This is a genomic window from Arthrobacter stackebrandtii (assembly GCF_017876675.1).
Classification (GTDB): domain Bacteria; phylum Actinomycetota; class Actinomycetes; order Actinomycetales; family Micrococcaceae; genus Specibacter; species Specibacter stackebrandtii.
Genome location: NZ_JAGIOI010000001.1, coordinates 1,032,594 through 1,055,947 on the forward strand (window position 1 = coordinate 1,032,594; position 23,354 = coordinate 1,055,947).

Genomic DNA, 23,354 nt, shown 5'->3' on the forward strand with positions numbered 1-23,354 from the left:
CAAGGCAGCACACCCCTTCCACTCAGGCTGGGTGGGGCCTAGGCGCCGATCTTGGACTTGATGGAGTCGGCCATCTTGGGCCAGGCGGTGGCGGGATCAGCCTTGCCCTTGATCAGATCAAGCTCGGTGGCGCCCCAGTCGTTCCACACGGCATCCATTTCGGGGATGGCCGGCATGGGAACGCCGCCTTCACCGATCTTGCCGAAGGCTTCAACAATGGGATCCTTGGCAGCCTTCTTGAAGGAGGCGATCAGGGCCGGCGGGCGTCCACCGGTCGTGAACATGGAATCCTGGGCGTCTTCCGTGGTCAGGTAGTTGGTGACGAAGGACGTGGTGGCCAGGGCATTGGCGCTCTTGGCGCTGATGAAGAAGCCGTTGACTCCGACGAACGGCTGGGCCTTGTGGTCGCCCGCGGTGGGCAGCGGGTCGATGGCAAGGTCAATGCCGGCAGCCTGCAGGTCCGGGACATTCCACGGGCCGGTCAGGTAGTACGGGCTCTTGCCGTTCTTGAACTCTTCCTTGGCAATGTCGCCGGTGATGTTGGAGTTGAGCACCTTGGAACCGGTGTCGCCCCACTCAACGAGCTTCTTGGCAAACGCGATGCCCTCGGGGCCGCCGATGACCAGCTGCTTGGCGTCGTACTCGCCCTGGGCATCCGTGCCGAACACTGCCGAACCCATCGAGGTCTGCAGCGGGTACAGGTGGTAGGGGTCTCCCTGCTTGGGGTCCAGACCAACCAGGAAGGCGTACTGGGCCTTGCCTGCGTCAACGACTCCCTTGCCGGCGGCCACAACTTCGTCGAAGGTGGTGACGGCGGCGGGCAGCAGTGCCTTGTTGCGCAGCAGTGCAATGTTCTCCACTGAGTACGGCACGCCGTAGGTGGCGCCGTCGAAGGTCATGGCCCGGATGGACGTGGCAGTGAACGCAGCGGCCTTGTCGCCAAGTTCCACCGGTGCGATAACGCCGTTCTGGACAAACTTGCCTACCCAGTCATGCGGGCCAACAATCAGGTCCGGGCCCTTGCCCGTGGGAACCTGGGTAATGAAATCGTCGCGGACCGCGGAGAAGTCCTTGACGACGAGCTTTACTTCAATGCCGGTCTCTGCCTTGAACTTGGCGGCAATGTCCTTCAGTGCGGGTGCACGCTCGGCATCCACCCACATGGTGATGGTGCTGGCCCCGCCCGCAGCGAGATCCGAAGGCGTCGGAGAGCTGGTTGCGGGCTTGTTGTCGGCGCCGCAGGCGCTGAGTGCAACTGCGGTCACTGCAGAGAATGCGCCCATGGCAAATACGCGGCGGCTAACCGGTGTGGCGCTGATGTTCGGCAACTTCATTGTGTCCCTCTCTTGGGCCCTGCACAGCCGTGACGGCCAGTTCCGGGCAAAAACTTCTGATGGTGGTCCACCTCACAGGTGGTGGGTAGTCACCAACATACATGAAAGCGTTTCCAATTTGAAGTCCGATTTACCAAATTGTGACCTAAGAAGTCACACAAGACGCCGGGAAGCGCTTCACTCTGCAGGCAACGCAGTTAAAATTGCAGGGGCTTGAGACCCGAATTCCCCGCCATTCAGCGATCATTTGCCCTTGCGGGCCGACAAATAATGAGAACGTTTACATTTTTACTTCAAGTCTCTACTCTTAGACACATGTCTTCCATCAACACGGCACACGCAATGACTGCGGCAGCCTCCCCACGCATCGACCCGGCGGCTGCGCCAGAGACGGCCTCCCATCCAGCGCCCGCCGCAGCGCAGTCCCCCGCACCCGCAGCCGCTCCGGACCACCATTGGTCGCGCGACTCCGTGATCTACCAGATCTACCCGCGGTCCTTCAGGGACACCAACGGTGACGGCGTCGGCGACCTTGCCGGAATTACGGCGGAATTGGGCCAGCTTGCCGATCTTGGCGTGGACGCCGTCTGGCTGTCCCCCTTCTTCAAGTCGCCGCAGCGCGACGGCGGCTACGACGTCGCCGACTACTGCCAGGTGGATCCTCTCTTCGGAACCATGGCCGACTTCAACCTGCTCGTGGCCACCGCCGGCCGGCTCGGGCTGCGCACCATCATCGACCTCGTGCCCAACCACTGCTCCAGCGACCACGTTCTCTTCCAGGCGGCACTGGCCGCCCCCGCCGGCAGCCCCGAACGGGACATGTTCATCTTCCGGGACGGCCTGGGAACCGATGGCAGCCTGCCGCCCAACAACTGGCAGTCCCACTTTGGCGGATCTGCCTGGACCCAAACCACCAATGCCCACGGTGCTCCGGGCCAGTGGTATCTCCACCTGTTCGACCCCACCCAACCCGATTTCAACTGGGACAATCCCGCCGTGCATGCCGAGTTTGAACGCATCCTAAGGTTCTGGCTGGATAAGGGCGTGGACGGGTTCCGCGTGGACGTTGCCCATGCGCTGGTCAAGGCAGCAGGCCTGCCCGACTGGGGCGGCACGGCCTGGGGCGGCAGCATTGAGGGCTTCCCCGGCGAGAAGGCACCCATGTTTGGCCAGCCCGGCCTGGCGGACATCTACCGCCGCTGGCGCGAGGTGCTGGCCGAATACGGCCCGGACCGGATTCTCTGCGCGGAAGCGAACGTCGACCCCCTGGACCGCATGGCGAACTGGGTGCGTCCCGACCAGATGCACCACGCCTTCAACTTCCCCTACCTGGTCACGGGCTTTGAGGCCCCCGCGCTGCGGCAGGTAGTGGATGACTCGCTGCAGGCCTTCGGCGGCGTCGGCGCCACCAGCACGTGGGTGCTGTCCAACCACGACCGGGTCCGGCACGCCAGCCGCTTCGGCTATGAGGGCCGCGAACCGCGGGAGGAGGACGGCGTTGGCCCGGCCGACCCGCAGCCCAACCTGGCGCTGGGGCGCCAACGGGCCGCTGCGGCGTCGTTGTTCATGCTTGGCCTCCCGGGAGCCGCCTACCTGTACCAGGGGGAGGAGCTTGGCCTGCCCGAGCACACAACCCTGGCCGACGAATACCGCCAGGACCCCACCTTTGCCCGCACAGGCGGCGAACGCATCGGCCGCGACGGCTGCCGCATCCCCCTGCCCTGGCGCGCACTGTCGGACGGCGCAGGCTTCAGCCACGGCACCGCCACAGCCGCAGCACCCTGGCTGCCGATGCCGGAGGGCTGGGAGGAATACGCCCGCGACCTGCAGTCGGCCAGCCCCTCCTCGCACCTGTCCATGTACCGCAATGCCCTCCGCATCCGCCGTGAGCGGGCCCTTGGTACCGGTTCACTGCAATGGATGGAAGAATATTGCACAGGACACACTCTGGCCTTCCGCAACGGAACCACCGTGGTCCTGCTTAATACGGGCAGCACGCCGGTGGAGCTCCCTGCAGGAACCATCCTGCAAAGGTCCCAGGCACATCTGGGCGGGCACGCCGTCCTGGAAGCCAATGAAGCGGCCTGGCTGGCAACATAAGTGAAGGAACCAATGGACAAAAAAGTCGCAGGCATCAAAGACGTCGCGGAACTCTCCGGACTGTCCATCGCCACCGTCTCCCGGGCCCTCGGCGGCAAAGGCAGCGTCTCCCCCAAGAGCCGCAAGCTGGCCCAGGACGCCGCGGCCGAGCTCGGCTTTGTCCTCTCCTACGCAGCATCCAGTTTGGCGTCCGGGCGCAACCACAACGTTGGTGTGGTTGTGCCCGCCGTCAACCGCTGGTTCTTTTCCTCCCTCGTGGACGGGATCTCCTCGGAACTCATCGAGGCCGGCTACGACCTCACCCTCTACACCACCAGCCAGAATGAGAGCCACCGCGCCACCATTCTCACGGACTTCCTGCTGCGCAAGAGGCTCGACGCCGTCATCGCCGTCTCCCTCGAGCTCACCGAATCGGAAATCCAGCAGCTGCTGGCCATCCACCGCCCCGTCATGGGCGTGGGCGGCGCCCTGCCCGGGGCCGACAGCATCCGCGTCGACGACTTCCAGCTCGCCAAGATGGCCACGGAGCACCTGATCGGGCTCGGACACACACGCATCGCCCACATTGGCGGCGCCAACGAATACGACGCCGACTTCAAGCTACCCCGGACCCGCCGCAGCGGCTTCGAGGTGGCCATGCAGGAAGCCAAGATCAGCTACCCGGCGGAATGGCTGCAGACCTCGGACTTCACCGTGAACGGAGCCTTCGCCACGGCCAAGTCCCTCCTCGGCACAGGCCGAACGCGCCCCACGGCCATCTTCGCCGCGTCCGACGAAATGGCCTTCGGCACCATCATGGCAGCCTACGACTTCGGCCTGCGCGTCCCCGAAGACCTCTCCGTCATCGGCATCGACGGCCACGAGCTCGGCGAGGTCTTCGGCCTGACCACCTTCGACCAGAACCCCCGCGGCCAGGGAGCCCACGCCGCCCGTCGCATCCTTGCCCACCTGGAGCAGAAGTCCCCCAGTGAGCGCGTCCAGCACGAGCCCTACGCCGAGGAATTCCCCACCAGGCTCGTGGTCCGGCACAGCACCGCCGTCCCCCCGGCACCGTAGCTTCCCTGGGGCACCAGGGCAGGCTCCGGCATTCATCCTTAACGCACGACGGCGGCACCCGGCATGGGTGCCGCCGTTCTGTTTTGTGGGCCCGCCTCCCGTCCCTGGCGGACGCGGCTACGGCAGGAAGGGAACGTCAGTCTTTGCCCAAAGCAAAGACACCAGCCGGGTCCGCGTTATCGTGGACAACAAGACCGGGAACATCATCACCGTCATCAAGGGATAGAGCCATGGAAATTACCTACGACTCTCAGGCAGACGCAGCCTACATCAGGATCGGCGGGCCCATCGCTGACGGCCAGGCAACACAGCAACTCAACGCGATCGAAACACCCGGAGGAAACGGGGAAATCACCCTAGATTTTGATGACGCCGGACATCTGCTGGGCGTTGAAGTACTGTTCGCGTCCTCGGTGCTCGCCCCAGATGTACTAACAACCGCCACGAAAATGGACTAAATCCAGTTTCAGGCGATTCAGGCCCTCGTGGCAGTACCGCACGGAGCACAAACCCTGTTAAGTTCTTCGTGCTCTACTGCAACAAGGGAGTGACCGGGGCCACGCCGTGGCCGGAGCGCAAAAGCCCTGGTGCCTGGCGCCGTTCACCAACCCGCCGGCCGGCCCCCAGCCTGCACCCGGCACGAGCCCGACGACCGGACCCCTCGGCGGACGGCACGCCCGCACCCAACACCAACACCAACACCAACATGGTGGCAGGATCCTTCTCCGCGCACGCGGCGGGCGCTCCCCGAACGGGGGCTCATGCGGCGCATGCGAAGGCTGGTGCCTCCCCGGGGCGATGGCCGGCACGGTGCCGGTGGTGGTGTGTGGGTGATGAAATGCGGGTGGCCGCCTGGTGGGGCGGCCGTGGTGGTTTAAGTGGGTGTGGCCGCCTGGTGGGGCGGCCGGGGTGTGGGTGTTAAGTGCGGGTGGCCGCCTGGTGGGGCGGCCGGGGTGTGGGTGTTAAGTGGGTGTGGCCGCCTGGTGGGGCGGCCGTGTGGTTTTGGGGGTTAGCGGCCAGAATGTGTGTATGAAAAGTGGCTTTTGGCCAGTAATCATATGGGATGCAGGGCCCTGTACATGCTTTGAAAGCATGTACGGTGACAGTTCCCAAGAATCACCCCAGGTGTGGTGTATGTACTAAGAAGCTCGTAAAGAATGGCAAGACCAGCGCGGGAAGAACTAGGTGGCGGTGCAAGTCCTGTGGTGCTTCCATCACCCAGTCACGTGTCGATGTCAGCAAGAAAGCAGAGTTCACAGCGTTCCTGTCCTGGATCACCGGCAAGGACCGTCAGGAAGCCCATGCAGGCTCCGCACGCACCTTTAGGCGTCAGAGTGCCTGGTGCTGGACGGTGTCCCCTACAGCCGTCGTGAGCGGCGAAATACACCCCCAGATCATGCTTGACGGAACGTACTTCAACGACTGGTGCGTGCTGGTCGCCTACACCGGCAACCACGTCATCGCCTGGCAGTGGTGCGACAGAGAAAAGAATGCGTCCTGGTCTGCCCTGCTGCAACAAATCCCGGCACCTGCGGTCGCGATCGTTGACGGGCACAAAGGCCTGGAAAGTGCGCTGCGCGAGCACTGGCCAGAGACGAAGGTGCAACGGTGTCTTTTTCATATCCAGCAGAACATTCGAACACACCTCACGATGCGCCCAAACCTCGATGCCGGCAAGGAATTACTGGCACTAGCCAAGGCCCTGACACCGATCCAAGACCTTGACCAAGCCGCTGTCTGGGCCGGGGAATTCGCTTCCTGGGAAGCACGCTGGGAGTCCTTCTTGAAGACCCGAACCTACGCGAAGAAGAACGGCGAGAGGCCCTCCCATATCGGCACGAACCAGCAATGGTGGTTTACACATCTACGCCTGCGTCGGGCCCGCGGAACACTGGCCACGGTATTGAAAAATGGGCACCTGTTCACTTGGCTCACCGCCGCCACCAACGAGCACAAGATCGACCGCACCACCAGCCCCTTGGAAGGCGGAATCAATGCCGGTCTCAAGCACCTTCTACGCGATCACCGTGGTCTCACCGACGACCACGCCAAACGAGCCGTTGACTGGTACCTCTACCTCCACAGCGAGTCTCCGAAAGACCCCTGGACGTTCGTGAAACCCAGCCACTGGCAGCCCCAAAGAAAACAAAGCAAAACCATCGAAGAGCCCATCGGGCCAGCCCTCTACGACACAGCCTTCAGCCCCGAAGACGGGAACGGAATCCAACAAGGATGGGGCGGAAGAAGCCGATGACACGCCCGGGCCATACACACATTCTGGCCGCTAACCCGGCTCTCCGTGGTTCGTGGTGAATTCTGGTTTCGTGTCACTGAACGGAGGTGGCTCGTAGCCTGCGTTGTGATGGATGTTCTGACGCATTCATCGATGACAGGACTACGAGCCTTGAACGAGCTTACTTTGCCGCACGCTGATGCTGCCACCACGATCTTCAATCTTCACGATTACCGCGTTCTGGGAGCCGAGACGTTGAGTTTCGGCCAACGCAGAATCCATATTGAAAGCACCGTCGATTCCGGATGCCCTAGCTGCGGTGTCATCGGCACCCGGCGCCATTCCGGCCGGCAGCAACGCGTTCGCGATATCCCGGTGGCTGGTCCGGTGGAAGTCGTGTGGGCCAAGCGGCGATTGTTCTGCGACGAATCATCATGTCCCCGCAGAACCTTCTCTGAATCCACGCTCGAGATCCCGGCCAGGTCACGCACCACGAGCCGGCTCCATGGCGCACTCGTTGATGCGGTGGTCTCTTTCCGGGCGGGCAGCGACAGAAACAGCCATCGCCCATGGGGTCTCGTGGTGGTTGGTGCAAAAAGCCTTGACCTTGGCGGCAACGAAACTGCCCAACGTTGATCTCTTACGGCCACGCATGCTCGGTATTGATGAACACCGTTTCCGGTCCGTGCGCTTCTTCAAAGACCCGGAAACGAGTCTCTGGAAGCGCATTGAGCCGTGGATGACGACGATCGTTGACCTGGATACCGGGCAGATACTGGGTGTTGTTGACGGGCGAGACCACACCGGGGTCGGTGCGTGGCTCATCAAGCGGCCCCTGGAGTGGCGGCTCGGCGTGCAAGTTGTTGCTATTGATCCCTCAGCAGCCTTCCGAAAAGCATTGCGGATGTGGCTGCCCCGCACCGCCGTCTCAGTGGATCATTTCCATCTGATCCAGCTAGCGAATCAGGCACTGACAGAAGTCAGGCAGCAACTTTCTCATCAGGTACGTGGTCGCCGTGGCCGGGCCGTGGATCCAGCCTGGGCGCACCGGATGCTGCTCCTGCGGGCCAGCGACACACTCTCAGATCGAGCACGGGCGAAGCTAGAGACAGTCTTCGCGACCGATGACCCGACGAGGAAACTCAAGGCTGCCTGGGACGTGAAAGAGCAAGTGCGAATGCTGCTGCGCACCGGCTCCTTGGAGGATGCCGAGCTGGCCAAGGAAGAACTCGAACGCCTCGTCAAGGAATCCAATCAGCCAGAAACGACCAGGCTCTGGCGGACCATTTGCCGTTGGTGGAAAGAGATCGAGGTCCTCATCGTCACCGGCGCCACCACAGGAAAAGTCGAAGCCAACAACACCAGCATCAAACACATCAAGAGGACCGGCCGTGGCTTCGTCAATAGCGCCAACTACACAACACGTATTATGCTCAGGAGCGCCGCCCGAACAGCGGTGAATCATCCATGACAACAATGGAATTCACCACGAACCACGGAGAGCCGGTTAAAGGGGTGTGGCCGTCTGGTGGGGCGGCCGGGGTGTGGGTGTTGAGTGCGGGTGGCCGCTTGGTGAGGCGGCCGTGGTGGTACCGGTGGTGTGGTGGTGGTGTGGTTTGGTTTTTAAGTGGAGGGAGGCCCCGCACCTGGTGGTGTGGGGCCTCGACCTCGTTTTGGTGTTGTCCGGCGGTGTCCTACTCTCCCACATCCTCTCGAATGCAGTACCATCGGCGCTGTGGGTCTTAGCTTCCGGGTTCGGAATGGGACCGGGCGTTTCCCCCACGCTATGACCACCGTAACTCGTTCCCCGAACCGTGTTTGGTTGGGTGGCTTGTTGGGTGTTCCTTTTGTGAACAACTTGTTGTTATTTTATTGTACAGGCCCCTGGTGCCGTCCCGTACCGTTGTGGTGGTGGGGGTGGTCACAGGGTTTCTGTGGTGTTGGGTTTCCAAACGGTTTGTTGTTTGGGAACCACATAGTGAACGCGAGCAGTCTTAGTGTTTATAAGAGTGTGTGTGGTGTAAGTTATCGGCTTATTAGTACCGGTCAGCTTCACGAGTCTTTAGTCCTCGCTTCCACGTCCGGCCTATCAACCCAGTGGTCTAGCTGGGGGCCTCTCACACATAAAGTGTATGGAAATCTCATCTTGAAGTGGGCTTCCCGCTTAGATGCTTTCAGCGGTTATCCCTTCCGAACGTAGCTAATCAGCGATGCACTTGGCAGTACAACTGACACACCAGAGGTTCGTCCGTCCCGGTCCTCTCGTACTAAGGACAGCTCTTCTCAAATTTCCTGCGCGCGCAGCGGATAGGGACCGAACTGTCTCACGACGTTCTAAACCCAGCTCGCGTACCGCTTTAATGGGCGAACAGCCCAACCCTTGGGACCTACTCCAGCCCCAGGATGCGACGAGCCGACATCGAGGTGCCAAACCATGCCGTCGATATGGACTCTTGGGCAAGATCAGCCTGTTATCCCCGAGGTACCTTTTATCCGTTGAGCGACGGCCATTCCACAATGTGCCGCCGGATCACTAGTCCCGACTTTCGTCCCTGCTCGAGGTGTCCCTCTCACAGTCAAGCTCCCTTGTGCACTTACACTCGATACCTGATTGCCAACCAGGCTGAGGGAACCTTTGGGCGCCTCCGTTACTTTTTAGGAGGCAACCGCCCCAGTTAAACTACCCATCAGGCACTGTCCCTGACCCGGATTACGGGCCGAAGTTAGATGTCCAAAGTGACCAGAGTGGTATTTCAACGATGACTCCACCACAACTAGCGTTGCGGTTTCACAGTCTCCCACCTATCCTACACAAGCCACTCCGAACACCAATACCAAACTATAGTAAAGGTCTCGGGGTCTTTCCGTCCTGCTGCGCGTAACGAGCATCTTTACTCGTACTGCAATTTCGCCGAGTTTATGGTTGAGACAGCGGGGAAGTCGTTACTCCATTCGTGCAGGTCGGAACTTACCCGACAAGGAATTTCGCTACCTTAGGATGGTTATAGTTACCACCGCCGTTTACTGGGGCTTAAATTCTCAGCTTCGCACTTGCGTGCTAACCGGTCCTCTTAACCTTCCAGCACCGGGCAGGAGTCAGTCCGTATACATCGTCTTGCGACTTCGCACGGACCTGTGTTTTTAGTAAACAGTCGCTTCCCCCTGGTCTCTGCGGCCCACACCCGCTCACGGACAGCTAGTGTCCTTCACGGGGCAGGCCCCCCTTCTCCCGAAGTTACGGGGGCATTTTGCCGAGTTCCTTAACCATAATTCTCTCGATCGCCTTAGTATTCTCTACCTGATCACCTGTGTCGGTTTGGGGTACGGGCGGTTGGAACCTCACGTCGATGCTTTTCTTGGCAGCATAGGATCACCGAATTCCCCCATGCGGGGGTCCCATCAGATCTCAGAATCGTCATCAAAGACAACACAACGGATTTGCCTATCGTGTTTCCTACATCCTTAGACCGGGACTACCATCGCCCGGCTCGGCTACCTTCCTGCGTCACACCTGTTAATACGTTTACATCCCCAGATCGGGTCCCACGCGCAACAAGACTCCCTGGCCCGAAGGCACGCAGAATCAAGTCTTGGGTGGTTAGTATCACTGGTTCAATAGGGGCGGTTCTTCACCGGTACGGGAATATCAACCCGTTGTCCATCGACTACGCCTGTCGGCCTCGCCTTAGGTCCCGACTTACCCAGGGCAGATTAGCTTGACCCTGGAACCCTTGATCATTCGGCGGACGGGTTTCTCACCCGTCTTTCGCTACTCATGCCTGCATTCTCACTCGTGCAGCCTCCACCACTCGTTCACACGGCGGCTTCAATGGCTGCACGACGCTCCCCTACCACTCCAAACCCCTGAACCAACTTGCGTTGGCTTGGGTAGTGTTTGAAATCCACAACTTCGGCGGTGTACTTGAGCCCCGCTACATTGTCGGCGCGGAATCACTTGACCAGTGAGCTATTACGCACTCTTTTAAGGATGGCTGCTTCTAAGCCAACCTCCTGGTTGTCTAAGCAATCCCACATCCTTTCCCACTTAGCACACGCTTAGGGGCCTTAGTTGGTGGTCTGGGCTGTTTCCCTCTCGACTATGAAGCTTATCCCCCACAGTCTCACTGCTACGCTCTCACTTACCGGCATTCGGAGTTTGGCTGACGTCAGTAACCTTGTAGGGCCCATTAGCCATCCAGTAGCTCTACCTCCAGTAAGAAACACGCAACGCTGCACCTAAATGCATTTCGGGGAGAACCAGCTATCACGAAGTTTGATTGGCCTTTCACCCCTACCCACAGCTCATCCCCTCCATTTTCAACTGAAGTGGGTTCGGTCCTCCACGCGCTCTTACACGCGCTTCAACCTGGCCATGGGTAGATCACTTCGCTTCGGGTCTAGATCACGCCACTACACTCGCCCTATTCAGACTCGCTTTCGCTACGGCTTCCCCACACGGGTTAACCTCGCGACGTAACACTAACTCGCAGGCTCATTCTTCAAAAGGCACGCCATCACCACAACAAGGTGGCTCTGACGGATTGTAAGCACACGGTTTCAGGTACTATTTCACTCCCCTCCCGGGGTACTTTTCACCTTTCCCTCACGGTACTTGTCCGCTATCGGTCATTAGGTAGTATTTAGGCTTATCAGGTGGTCCTGACAGATTCACACGGGATTTCTCGGGCCCCGTGCTACTTGGGATACTCACCAGGGAGTGCACTGCATTTCAGTTACGGGACTCTCACCCTCTACGGTCGGCCATTCAAAACCGTTCACCTATACATGCACCATTCCCCTTCCCAGTCCGGCAGAACTGGATCGGTAAGTCCCACAACCCCGCACCATGCAACGCCCGCCGGCTATCACACATGACACGGTTTAGCCTGATCCGCGTTCGCTCGCCACTACTAACGGAATCACTATTGTTTTCTCTTCCTGTGGGTACTGAGATGTTTCACTTCCCCACGTTCCCTCCACACACCCTATATATTCAGGTGCGGGTCACCACCTCGCCTTGCGACGGGTAGCGGGGTTCCCCCATTCGGACACCCTCGGATCAAAGTTTGGTTATCAACTCCCCGAGGCTTATCGCAGATTCCTACGTCCTTCTTCGGCTCCTAATGCCAAGGCATCCACCGTGCGCCCTTAAAAACTTGACCACACACATGCAGTCAAACTCACAAGAACAACACAAAATGTTGCACTCACAAAATTTTTGTACTTCTATCGAGAGAACCATGAAAACAAACACCAACCACACACACAAGTGCATGCAAGCCGGCATCCAGTTCCAGGTTCATTCATTTTCTCAAAGAAATTGCTTTCTTATAAAAGATGCTCGCGTTCACTATGTAGTTCTCAAACAACAACCCCACCACACACATCCCCACCAACAACACCAAAGTGTCCAAGTCAGCAAGTCCGTCATGTGCGGGAAACCAGGCACAACCACAAACCCAACCCCACAAAAAAGGGGGAGGGCCTGTTGTTGTTCCAGGACCCAACAGTGTGCCAAACACTACCCACCAGAACACAGCAATCCATGATGAAACGTTCCCCGCAACCCCCAAAAGGATTGCTGTACTAATCTCGGACTGCCCCGTGCCGGCAGGCACCTGTTTCATTGATATTCCACCCTTGAGCAACCCACCGAGAAACAAACGTTCTCGCAATGGATTATTCTCCTCACACCACCGGCAGTCACCATGCGGTGCCTGTTGTGGTGTTTGGTGCTCCTTAGAAAGGAGGTGATCCAGCCGCACCTTCCGGTACGGCTACCTTGTTACGACTTAGTCCCAATCGCCAGTCCCACCTTCGACCACTCCCTCCCTTGCGGGTTGGGCCATGGGCTTCGGGTGTTACCAACTTTCGTGACTTGACGGGCGGTGTGTACAAGGCCCGGGAACGTATTCACCGCAGCGTTGCTGATCTGCGATTACTAGCGACTCCGACTTCATGGGGTCGAGTTGCAGACCCCAATCCGAACTGAGACCGGCTTTTTGGGATTAGCTCCACCTCACAGTATCGCAACCCATTGTACCGGCCATTGTAGCATGCGTGAAGCCCAAGACATAAGGGGCATGATGATTTGACGTCGTCCTCACCTTCCTCCGAGTTGACCCCGGCAGTCTCCTATGAGTCCCCACCATTACGTGCTGGCAACATAGAACGAGGGTTGCGCTCGTTGCGGGACTTAACCCAACATCTCACGACACGAGCTGACGACAACCATGCACCACCTGTAAACCGACCGCAAGCGGGGCACCTGTTTCCAGGTGTTTCCAGTTCATGTCAAGCCTTGGTAAGGTTCTTCGCGTTGCATCGAATTAATCCGCATGCTCCGCCGCTTGTGCGGGCCCCCGTCAATTCCTTTGAGTTTTAGCCTTGCGGCCGTACTCCCCAGGCGGGGCACTTAATGCGTTAGCTACGGCGCGGAAAACGTGGAATGTCCCCCACACCTAGTGCCCAACGTTTACGGCATGGACTACCAGGGTATCTAATCCTGTTCGCTCCCCATGCTTTCGCTCCTCAGCGTCAGTTAATGCCCAGAGACCTGCCTTCGCCATCGGTGTTCCTCCTGATATCTGCGCATTTCACCGCTACACCAGGAATTCCAGTCTCCCCTACATCACTCTAGTCTGCCCGTACCCACCGCAGATCCGGGGTTGAGCCCCGGACTTTCACGGCAGACGCGACAAACCGCCTACGAGCTCTTTACGCCCAATAATTCCGGATAACGCTTGCGCCCTACGTATTACCGCGGCTGCTGGCACGTAGTTAGCCGGCGCTTCTTCTGCAAGTACCCTCAACCAGTCAACGACTGGCCTTGTTCCCTACTGAAAGAGGTTTACAACCCGAAGGCCGTCATCCCTCACGCGGCGTCGCTGCATCAGGCTTGCGCCCATTGTGCAATATTCCCCACTGCTGCCTCCCGTAGGAGTCTGGGCCGTGTCTCAGTCCCAGTGTGGCCGGTCACCCTCTCAGGCCGGCTACCCGTCGTCGCCTTGGTGAGCCATTACCTCACCAACAAGCTGATAGGCCGCGAGTCCATCCAAAACCAATAAATCTTTCAACACAACCCCATGCGGGACCATGTCAATATCCAGTATTAGACCCCGTTTCCAAGGCTTATCCCAGAGTTAAGGGCAGGTTACTCACGTGTTACTCACCCGTTCGCCACTAATCCCCCCGCAAGCGGGGTTCATCGTTCGACTTGCATGTGTTAAGCACGCCGCCAGCGTTCATCCTGAGCCAGGATCAAACTCTCCGTTAATAACTAAACAGACACACACAACCACACCGGAAAAAGATGACAGCTGCGTGCACTAAATTCGAAACCAGCTAAACGATCATGCATCACCACAGGGGCGGCAACACACAACCAAATAACCAATCAAATAAATAAATTGGTATCAATAAAACTTGGCACACTATTGAGTTCTCAAACAACAACCACACCCAGCCACACACCCAAACCAAAACAAACGCTTCAGTCCGTGGCGATCAGCACCGGGGCAACTTTTCAATCTTACCCCCCAACAAGCCAGAAAGCAAAACCAACCAAACCGGCCAGCCCCACCCACCAGAACACAACCATCCACCAGCAAAACAAGTCCGCCGGCAAACAATCAAGAAAGGGGATCCGTTGACCTCCGCACCAAGCGGGGCAACTCGAAAAACAATACACCCCTTTCCACCCAAACGCACATCCACCACCACCCCCCACCACCCAAAAACACCCCACACCAACCCACCAACCCCCCAAAAACCCCGGAAACACAACCAACAAACACCCCACTGTGATCCCCATCCCACACCCCACCAACACCCAAAAACCACCACCAAAACCACCACCAAAACCACCACCACCATGACCCACACCACCCCACCAGACCAGACCACGCACCCTCCGCCCGACACCCCGCACCACAAAAAACCCGGGGCCCAGGGGCACACCACCAGACCCAGCAACCAGACCCCGGCCCATCGCTGGCAGCAACCAGCCCCCTGCACCCCCGCCACCAGGCCCCCGCCCATAGGTTGCAGCAACCCGGCCCCGGGGCACCAGGGAACAAGCCACCAGGGCCGCCGGCCGGGCAACAAATCCACCATCCCGGGCCACCAGCGTCACACCCGGACCATGACCGCCGGCAAAAAAATGCGTCCGTGCCACGGCACCCGGCTCCCGGCACCCGCCCCAGCAGCCACAACACCAGACCTGACGCGACGACAGTGCAGGCGAGACAGGCAGCCAAGGGAAACCAGCCCCAGGGCAGGCAGACGGCCAAGGGAAACCAGCCCCAGGGCAGGCAGACGGCCAAGGGAAACCAGCCCCAGGGCAGGCAGACGGCCAAGGGAAACCTGCCCCCCGTTACCTTTTTAGTAGCCCCTAAACGAGTAAGAATTGGGGTTGTTGGCCTGTCGGTCCCGGCATGATTAAGTCCCCCAGTCGTTGATGATCCGGGGGGTGTTGTCACCGGGGTCCGATAGGCGCCAGGGGATCGCTAATGGGGACCGGACCAGCACAAGGAACCGTCGTGTAGGTCAGCCGTAACGTGGATGCCGAGCCTTGCCGCCGTAGGACAAGCCAACGAATGTTTCACAGGACTAGATTTCTGGGAGGTTTACGTTGATCAACAACCATGACGAAGTCGATATCTTCATCGGTGTTGACGTCGGAAAGAGCAATCACCACGCGGTCGCTATTGACCGGGCAGGCAAGAAAATCCTGGACCGGGCCCTGCCTCAGGACGAGGCGAAGATCCGGGCGATCATCCAGGCCGTGGCCGGCAAAGGCACAGTGCTGCTCGTCGTTGACCAGCCCTCGACCATCGGGGCGCTGCCGGTGGCCGTGGCCCGTGCCGAGGGCATCATGGTCGGCTACATTCCCGGCTTGGCCATGCGTCGCATCGCGGACCTGCACCCGGGAGAGGCGAAGACCGACGCCCGGGATGCTGCCATTATTGCCGAGGCAGCCAGGTCGCTGCCGCACACGCTGCGTTCGATCGCCCTGGCTGATGAGCAGGCCGCGGAACTGTCCATGCTCTGTGGTTTCGATGATGATCTGGCCAAGCAGGCCACCGCGACCTCGAACCGGATCCGGGGCCTGCTCACCCAGATCCACCCGGCCCTGGAACGGGTTATCGGCGGCCATCTGGACCACCCGGCCATGGCCGAGTTGCTGATCAAATACCCCTCCCCGGAGAAGATCCATAACGCCGGGCAAACCCGGGTCAGGACGCGGTTGACCAAGTACGCTCCGCGGGGCGGGAAACCCTGGTCTGCGGACATCTTCGCCGCCCTGAGCGAGCAGACAGTGACCGTGCCCGGGAGCGGTTCAGCCGGGATCGTGCTGGCCCAACTCGCCGCGATGCTCAAGCAACTGCGCACCGCCCGCAATGAACTGCTGACACAGATCGAAGCGCTCGTGGAGGCCCACCCTCTTCACGAGGTCCTGACCTCCATGCCGGCCGTCGGTGTCAGGACCGCAGCACGCATCATCACCGAAGTCGCCGGCAAAGAATTCCAATCCTCCGGGCACCTGGCCTCCTACGCCGGCCTCGCCCCGGTCACCTGGCGCTCCGGGACCTCGATCCGCGGCGACCACCCCTCAAGGAAAGGCAACAAAACCCTGAAACGGGCCTTCTTCCTCTCCGCGTTCGCCGCGCTCAAAGACCCGCTCTCACGCGCCTACTACGACCGGAAACGCGCCGAGGGCAAACGGCACAACCAAGCCCTGATCGCCCTCGCCAGACGCCGCTGCGACGTCCTGTTCGCAATGCTCCGCGACGGCACCCTCTACGACGCCCCAACCATCAAAACCACCTAACACCCGGCTCCCGGCACCCGCCCCAGCAGCCACAACACCAGACCTGACGCGACGACAGTGCAGGCGAGACAGGCAGCCAAGGGAAACCAGCCCCAGGGCAGGCAGACGGCCAAGGGAAACCTGCCCCCCAGGGCAGGCCGGAGGCCATGGGAAACCTGCCCCCGGACCCGTGTACGGGAGCCGTCCCCGGGGTCCGGCACCGCCAACAGTGCGATTCCAGCCGGGCGATGAAGGCCCCGGCACCCCTTCAAGGACCTCCCTCCCCAGCCCAAACCCCATACCACCCACACCCCACAACCCCACGGCAGCACGGCTGCAGGGGCAGCGGGGCAGGTGGCGTCGGCGGATTCCTTGCGGGATGCCGGTGTTTGAACCGGCAACCACCGGGACCGGCACGAAAGGAAGGCACCAGGGAACCAGCCACACCGGCAACGCCGGGCCCGCCGGGCGTTCCGGCAACCGGTCATACGTGGCCGGAGCGCAAAAGCCCTGGCGCCGTTCGTCAACCCGGGGCCGGCACCGGCAGCTGCCTGGTGGCAGGATCCTTCTCCGCGCACGCGGCGGGCGCTCCCCGAACGGGGGCTCATGCGGCGCATGCGAAGGCTGGTGCCTCCCCGGGGCGATGGCCGGCACGGTGCCGGTGGTGGTGTGTGGGTGATGAAATGCGGGTGGCCGCCTGGTGGGGCGGCCGGGGTGATGAAATGCGGGTGGCCGCCTGGTGGGGCGGCCGTGGTGGTTTAAGTGGGTGTGGCCGCCTGGTGGGGCGGCCGGGGTGTGGGTGTTAAGTGCGGGTGGCCGCCTGGTGGGGCGGCCGGGGTGTGGGTGGTTAAAGGGGTGTGGCCGCCTGGTGGGGCGGCCATGGTGTGTGGTTGAGCCGGCCGCGGAGAGCCGCCGTGGTGGTTTTGGTGTTTAAGTGGAGGGAGGCCCCGCACCTGGTGGTGTGGGGCCTCGACCTCTTTTTTTGGTGTTGTCCGGCGGTGTCCTACTCTCCCACATCCTCTCGAATGCAGTACCATCGGCGCTGTGGGTCTTAGCTTCCGGGTTCGGAATGGGACCGGGCGTTTCCCCCACGCTATGACCACCGTAACTCGTTCCCCGAACCGTGTTTGGTTGGGTGGCTTGTTGGGTGTTCCTTTTGTGAACAACTTGTTGTTATTTTATTGTACAGGCCCCTGGTGCCGTCCCGTACCGTGTTGGTGGTGGGGGTGGTTACAGGGTTTCTGTGGTGTTGGGTTTCCAAACGGTTTGTTGTTTGGGAACCACATAGTGAACGCGAGCAGTCTTAGTGTTTATAAGAGTGTGTGTGGTGTAAGTTATCGGCTTATTAGTACCGGTCAGCTTCACGAGTCTTTAGTCCTCGCTTCCACGTCCGGCCTATCAACCCAGTGGTCTAGCTGGGGGCCTCTCACACATAAAGTGTATGGAAATCTCATCTTGAAGTGGGCTTCCCGCTTAGATGCTTTCAGCGGTTATCCCTTCCGAACGTAGCTAATCAGCGATGCACTTGGCAGTACAACTGACACACCAGAGGTTCGTCCGTCCCGGTCCTCTCGTACTAAGGACAGCTCTTCTCAAATTTCCTGCGCGCGCAGCGGATAGGGACCGAACTGTCTCACGACGTTCTAAACCCAGCTCGCGTACCGCTTTAATGGGCGAACAGCCCAACCCTTGGGACCTACTCCAGCCCCAGGATGCGACGAGCCGACATCGAGGTGCCAAACCATGCCGTCGATATGGACTCTTGGGCAAGATCAGCCTGTTATCCCCGAGGTACCTTTTATCCGTTGAGCGACGGCCATTCCACAATGTGCCGCCGGATCACTAGTCCCGACTTTCGTCCCTGCTCGAGGTGTCCCTCTCACAGTCAAGCTCCCTTGTGCACTTACACTCGATACCTGATTGCCAACCAGGCTGAGGGAACCTTTGGGCGCCTCCGTTACTTTTTAGGAGGCAACCGCCCCAGTTAAACTACCCATCAGGCACTGTCCCTGACCCGGATTACGGGCCGAAGTTAGATGTCCAAAGTGACCAGAGTGGTATTTCAACGATGACTCCACCACAACTAGCGTTGCGGTTTCACAGTCTCCCACCTATCCTACACAAGCCACTCCGAACACCAATACCAAACTATAGTAAAGGTCTCGGGGTCTTTCCGTCCTGCTGCGCGTAACGAGCATCTTTACTCGTACTGCAATTTCGCCGAGTTTATGGTTGAGACAGCGGGGAAGTCGTTACTCCATTCGTGCAGGTCGGAACTTACCCGACAAGGAATTTCGCTACCTTAGGATGGTTATAGTTACCACCGCCGTTTACTGGGGCTTAAATTCTCAGCTTCGCACTTGCGTGCTAACCGGTCCTCTTAACCTTCCAGCACCGGGCAGGAGTCAGTCCGTATACATCGTCTTGCGACTTCGCACGGACCTGTGTTTTTAGTAAACAGTCGCTTCCCCCTGGTCTCTGCGGCCCACACCCGCTCACGGACAGCTAGTGTCCTTCACGGGGCAGGCCCCCCTTCTCCCGAAGTTACGGGGGCATTTTGCCGAGTTCCTTAACCATAATTCTCTCGATCGCCTTAGTATTCTCTACCTGATCACCTGTGTCGGTTTGGGGTACGGGCGGTTGGAACCTCACGTCGATGCTTTTCTTGGCAGCATAGGATCACCGAATTCCCCCATGCGGGGGTCCCATCAGATCTCAGAATCGTCATCAAAGACAACACAACGGATTTGCCTATCGTGTTTCCTACATCCTTAGACCGGGACTACCATCGCCCGGCTCGGCTACCTTCCTGCGTCACACCTGTTAATACGTTTACATCCCCAGATCGGGTCCCACGCGCAACAAGACTCCCTGGCCCGAAGGCACGCAGAATCAAGTCTTGGGTGGTTAGTATCACTGGTTCAATAGGGGCGGTTCTTCACCGGTACGGGAATATCAACCCGTTGTCCATCGACTACGCCTGTCGGCCTCGCCTTAGGTCCCGACTTACCCAGGGCAGATTAGCTTGACCCTGGAACCCTTGATCATTCGGCGGACGGGTTTCTCACCCGTCTTTCGCTACTCATGCCTGCATTCTCACTCGTGCAGCCTCCACCACTCGTTCACACGGCGGCTTCAATGGCTGCACGACGCTCCCCTACCACTCCAAACCCCTGAACCAACTTGCGTTGGCTTGGGTAGTGTTTGAAATCCACAACTTCGGCGGTGTACTTGAGCCCCGCTACATTGTCGGCGCGGAATCACTTGACCAGTGAGCTATTACGCACTCTTTTAAGGATGGCTGCTTCTAAGCCAACCTCCTGGTTGTCTAAGCAATCCCACATCCTTTCCCACTTAGCACACGCTTAGGGGCCTTAGTTGGTGGTCTGGGCTGTTTCCCTCTCGACTATGAAGCTTATCCCCCACAGTCTCACTGCTACGCTCTCACTTACCGGCATTCGGAGTTTGGCTGACGTCAGTAACCTTGTAGGGCCCATTAGCCATCCAGTAGCTCTACCTCCAGTAAGAAACACGCAACGCTGCACCTAAATGCATTTCGGGGAGAACCAGCTATCACGAAGTTTGATTGGCCTTTCACCCCTACCCACAGCTCATCCCCTCCATTTTCAACTGAAGTGGGTTCGGTCCTCCACGCGCTCTTACACGCGCTTCAACCTGGCCATGGGTAGATCACTTCGCTTCGGGTCTAGATCACGCCACTACACTCGCCCTATTCAGACTCGCTTTCGCTACGGCTTCCCCACACGGGTTAACCTCGCGACGTAACACTAACTCGCAGGCTCATTCTTCAAAAGGCACGCCATCACCACAACAAGGTGGCTCTGACGGATTGTAAGCACACGGTTTCAGGTACTATTTCACTCCCCTCCCGGGGTACTTTTCACCTTTCCCTCACGGTACTTGTCCGCTATCGGTCATTAGGTAGTATTTAGGCTTATCAGGTGGTCCTGACAGATTCACACGGGATTTCTCGGGCCCCGTGCTACTTGGGATACTCACCAGGGAGTGCACTGCATTTCAGTTACGGGACTCTCACCCTCTACGGTCGGCCATTCAAAACCGTTCACCTATACATGCACCATTCCCCTTCCCAGTCCGGCAGAACTGGATCGGTAAGTCCCACAACCCCGCACCATGCAACGCCCGCCGGCTATCACACATGACACGGTTTAGCCTGATCCGCGTTCGCTCGCCACTACTAACGGAATCACTATTGTTTTCTCTTCCTGTGGGTACTGAGATGTTTCACTTCCCCACGTTCCCTCCACACACCCTATATATTCAGGTGCGGGTCACCACCTCGCCTTGCGACGGGTAGCGGGGTTCCCCCATTCGGACACCCTCGGATCAAAGTTTGGTTATCAACTCCCCGAGGCTTATCGCAGATTCCTACGTCCTTCTTCGGCTCCTAATGCCAAGGCATCCACCGTGCGCCCTTAAAAACTTGACCACACACATGCAGTCAAACTCACAAGAACAACACAAAATGTTGCACTCACAAATATTGGTACTTCTATCGAGAGAACCATGAAAACAAACACCAACCACACACACAAGTGCATGCAAGCCGGCATCCAGTTCCAGGTTCATTCATTTTCTCAAAGAAATTGCTTTCTTATAAAAGATGCTCGCGTTCACTATGTAGTTCTCAAACAACAACCCCACCACACACATCCCCACCAACAACACCAAAGTGTCCAAGTCAGCAAGTCCGTCATGTGCGGGAAACCAGGCACAACCACAAACCCAACCCCACAAAAAAGGGGGAGGGCCTGTTGTTGTTCCAGGACCCAACAGTGTGCCAAACACTACCCACCAGAACACAGCAATCCATGATGAAACGTTCCCCGCAACCCCCAAAAGGATTGCTGTACTAATCTCGGACTGCCCCGTGCCGGCAGGCACCTGTTTCATTGATATTCCACCCTTGAGCAACCCACCGAGAAACAAACGTTCTCGCAATGGATTATTCTCCTCACACCACCGGCAGTCACCATGCGGTGCCTGTTGTGGTGTTTGGTGCTCCTTAGAAAGGAGGTGATCCAGCCGCACCTTCCGGTACGGCTACCTTGTTACGACTTAGTCCCAATCGCCAGTCCCACCTTCGACCACTCCCTCCCTTGCGGGTTGGGCCATGGGCTTCGGGTGTTACCAACTTTCGTGACTTGACGGGCGGTGTGTACAAGGCCCGGGAACGTATTCACCGCAGCGTTGCTGATCTGCGATTACTAGCGACTCCGACTTCATGGGGTCGAGTTGCAGACCCCAATCCGAACTGAGACCGGCTTTTTGGGATTAGCTCCACCTCACAGTATCGCAACCCATTGTACCGGCCATTGTAGCATGCGTGAAGCCCAAGACATAAGGGGCATGATGATTTGACGTCGTCCTCACCTTCCTCCGAGTTGACCCCGGCAGTCTCCTATGAGTCCCCACCATTACGTGCTGGCAACATAGAACGAGGGTTGCGCTCGTTGCGGGACTTAACCCAACATCTCACGACACGAGCTGACGACAACCATGCACCACCTGTAAACCGACCGCAAGCGGGGCACCTGTTTCCAGGTGTTTCCAGTTCATGTCAAGCCTTGGTAAGGTTCTTCGCGTTGCATCGAATTAATCCGCATGCTCCGCCGCTTGTGCGGGCCCCCGTCAATTCCTTTGAGTTTTAGCCTTGCGGCCGTACTCCCCAGGCGGGGCACTTAATGCGTTAGCTACGGCGCGGAAAACGTGGAATGTCCCCCACACCTAGTGCCCAACGTTTACGGCATGGACTACCAGGGTATCTAATCCTGTTCGCTCCCCATGCTTTCGCTCCTCAGCGTCAGTTAATGCCCAGAGACCTGCCTTCGCCATCGGTGTTCCTCCTGATATCTGCGCATTTCACCGCTACACCAGGAATTCCAGTCTCCCCTACATCACTCTAGTCTGCCCGTACCCACCGCAGATCCGGGGTTGAGCCCCGGACTTTCACGGCAGACGCGACAAACCGCCTACGAGCTCTTTACGCCCAATAATTCCGGATAACGCTTGCGCCCTACGTATTACCGCGGCTGCTGGCACGTAGTTAGCCGGCGCTTCTTCTGCAAGTACCCTCAACCAGTCAACGACTGGCCTTGTTCCCTACTGAAAGAGGTTTACAACCCGAAGGCCGTCATCCCTCACGCGGCGTCGCTGCATCAGGCTTGCGCCCATTGTGCAATATTCCCCACTGCTGCCTCCCGTAGGAGTCTGGGCCGTGTCTCAGTCCCAGTGTGGCCGGTCACCCTCTCAGGCCGGCTACCCGTCGTCGCCTTGGTGAGCCATTACCTCACCAACAAGCTGATAGGCCGCGAGTCCATCCAAAACCAATAAATCTTTCAACACAACCCCATGCGGGACCATGTCAATATCCAGTATTAGACCCCGTTTCCAAGGCTTATCCCAGAGTTAAGGGCAGGTTACTCACGTGTTACTCACCCGTTCGCCACTAATCCCCCCGCAAGCGGGGTTCATCGTTCGACTTGCATGTGTTAAGCACGCCGCCAGCGTTCATCCTGAGCCAGGATCAAACTCTCCGTTAATAACTAAACAGACACACACAACCACACCGGAAAAAGGCGACAGCTGCGTGCACTAAATTCGAAACCAGCTAAACGATCATGCATCACCACAGGGGCGGCAACACACAACCAAATAACCAATCAAATAAATAAATTGGTATCAATAAAACTTGGCACACTATTGAGTTCTCAAACAACAACCACACCCAGCCACACACCCAAACCAAAACAAACGCTTCAGTCCGCGGCGATCAGCA

Annotated in this window: 10 protein-coding genes and 6 rRNA genes; 7 read left to right on the top strand and 9 right to left on the bottom strand. The window is 58.7% G+C overall.

The window, feature by feature from the left end:
- Positions 1-38: 38 nt before the first annotated feature.
- Positions 39-1,334: a sugar ABC transporter substrate-binding protein gene (locus JOF48_RS04260; RefSeq protein ID WP_209677606.1), complete on the bottom strand. Its 1,296-nt coding sequence runs from the start codon at positions 1,332-1,334 to the stop codon at positions 39-41.
- A gap of 342 nt (positions 1,335-1,676) precedes the next feature.
- Here JOF48_RS04260 and JOF48_RS04265 point away from each other — a divergent pair, with 342 nt between their 5' ends.
- The 6 genes from JOF48_RS04265 to JOF48_RS04285 all read left to right on the top strand — a co-directional run bounded on the left by JOF48_RS04265 (position 1,677) and on the right by JOF48_RS04285 (position 8,194).
- Entirely contained in the window at positions 1,677-3,434 is a 1,758-nt protein-coding gene (locus JOF48_RS04265) for a glycoside hydrolase family 13 protein (RefSeq protein WP_209684120.1), read from the top strand.
- A gap of 12 nt (positions 3,435-3,446) precedes the next feature.
- Positions 3,447-4,490 (top strand): LacI family DNA-binding transcriptional regulator, encoded by a 1,044-nt coding sequence (locus tag JOF48_RS04270; RefSeq protein WP_209677608.1) that lies wholly within the window; start codon positions 3,447-3,449, stop codon positions 4,488-4,490.
- Between the two features lie 230 nt (positions 4,491-4,720).
- Positions 4,721-4,948, top strand: coding sequence for a DUF2283 domain-containing protein (locus tag JOF48_RS04275; RefSeq protein ID WP_209677610.1), 228 nt, complete (start codon positions 4,721-4,723; stop codon positions 4,946-4,948).
- Between the two features lie 641 nt (positions 4,949-5,589).
- The gene (locus JOF48_RS04280) at positions 5,590-6,744 is read left to right on the top strand and encodes an IS1249 family transposase (protein WP_209677619.1); all 1,155 of its coding nucleotides are present in this window, start codon (positions 5,590-5,592) and stop codon (positions 6,742-6,744) included.
- Between the two features lie 150 nt (positions 6,745-6,894).
- Positions 6,895-7,359, top strand: a complete 465-nt coding sequence (locus JOF48_RS19535; RefSeq protein ID WP_245346394.1) for a transposase family protein — start codon at positions 6,895-6,897, stop codon at positions 7,357-7,359.
- Positions 7,244-8,194: an ISL3 family transposase gene (locus tag JOF48_RS04285; RefSeq protein ID WP_245346745.1), complete on the top strand. Its 951-nt coding sequence runs from the start codon at positions 7,244-7,246 to the stop codon at positions 8,192-8,194. The genes JOF48_RS19535 and JOF48_RS04285 overlap by 116 nt, the downstream gene beginning before the upstream one ends.
- A gap of 210 nt (positions 8,195-8,404) precedes the next feature.
- Here JOF48_RS04285 and rrf (JOF48_RS04290) read toward each other — a convergent pair.
- The 4 genes from rrf (JOF48_RS04290) to JOF48_RS04305 all read right to left on the bottom strand — a co-directional run bounded on the left by rrf (JOF48_RS04290) (position 8,405) and on the right by JOF48_RS04305 (position 13,999).
- A 5S ribosomal RNA gene (gene rrf / locus JOF48_RS04290) occupies positions 8,405-8,521 on the bottom strand.
- Positions 8,522-8,738: 217 nt separating this feature from the next.
- Positions 8,739-11,885, bottom strand: a 23S ribosomal RNA gene (locus JOF48_RS04295).
- A gap of 141 nt (positions 11,886-12,026) precedes the next feature.
- Positions 12,027-12,350, bottom strand: a complete 324-nt coding sequence (locus JOF48_RS04300; RefSeq protein ID WP_209677621.1) for a hypothetical protein — start codon at positions 12,348-12,350, stop codon at positions 12,027-12,029.
- 116 nt (positions 12,351-12,466) lie between these two features.
- Positions 12,467-13,999 (bottom strand): 16S ribosomal RNA (locus JOF48_RS04305).
- The 16S, 23S and 5S rRNA genes sit together here, the layout of an rRNA operon.
- A gap of 1,356 nt (positions 14,000-15,355) precedes the next feature.
- On the opposite strand from JOF48_RS04305, the gene JOF48_RS04310 reads away from it, so the two are divergent.
- A complete protein-coding gene (locus tag JOF48_RS04310) occupies positions 15,356-16,555 on the top strand; it encodes an IS110 family RNA-guided transposase (RefSeq protein WP_245346395.1) in 1,200 nt (399 codons plus the stop codon).
- Positions 16,556-17,524: 969 nt separating this feature from the next.
- Here the strand turns inward: JOF48_RS04310 and rrf (JOF48_RS04315) are convergent.
- The 4 genes from rrf (JOF48_RS04315) to JOF48_RS04330 form a co-directional block, all read right to left on the bottom strand.
- A 5S ribosomal RNA gene (gene rrf / locus JOF48_RS04315) occupies positions 17,525-17,641 on the bottom strand.
- Between the two features lie 217 nt (positions 17,642-17,858).
- A 23S ribosomal RNA gene (locus JOF48_RS04320) occupies positions 17,859-21,005 on the bottom strand.
- A 140-nt stretch (positions 21,006-21,145) separates the two neighbouring features.
- Positions 21,146-21,469 (bottom strand): hypothetical protein, encoded by a 324-nt coding sequence (locus tag JOF48_RS04325; protein ID WP_209677621.1) that lies wholly within the window; start codon positions 21,467-21,469, stop codon positions 21,146-21,148.
- A 116-nt stretch (positions 21,470-21,585) separates the two neighbouring features.
- Positions 21,586-23,118: ribosomal RNA gene (locus tag JOF48_RS04330) — 16S ribosomal RNA — on the bottom strand.
- Between the last annotated feature and the right edge of the window lie 236 nt (positions 23,119-23,354).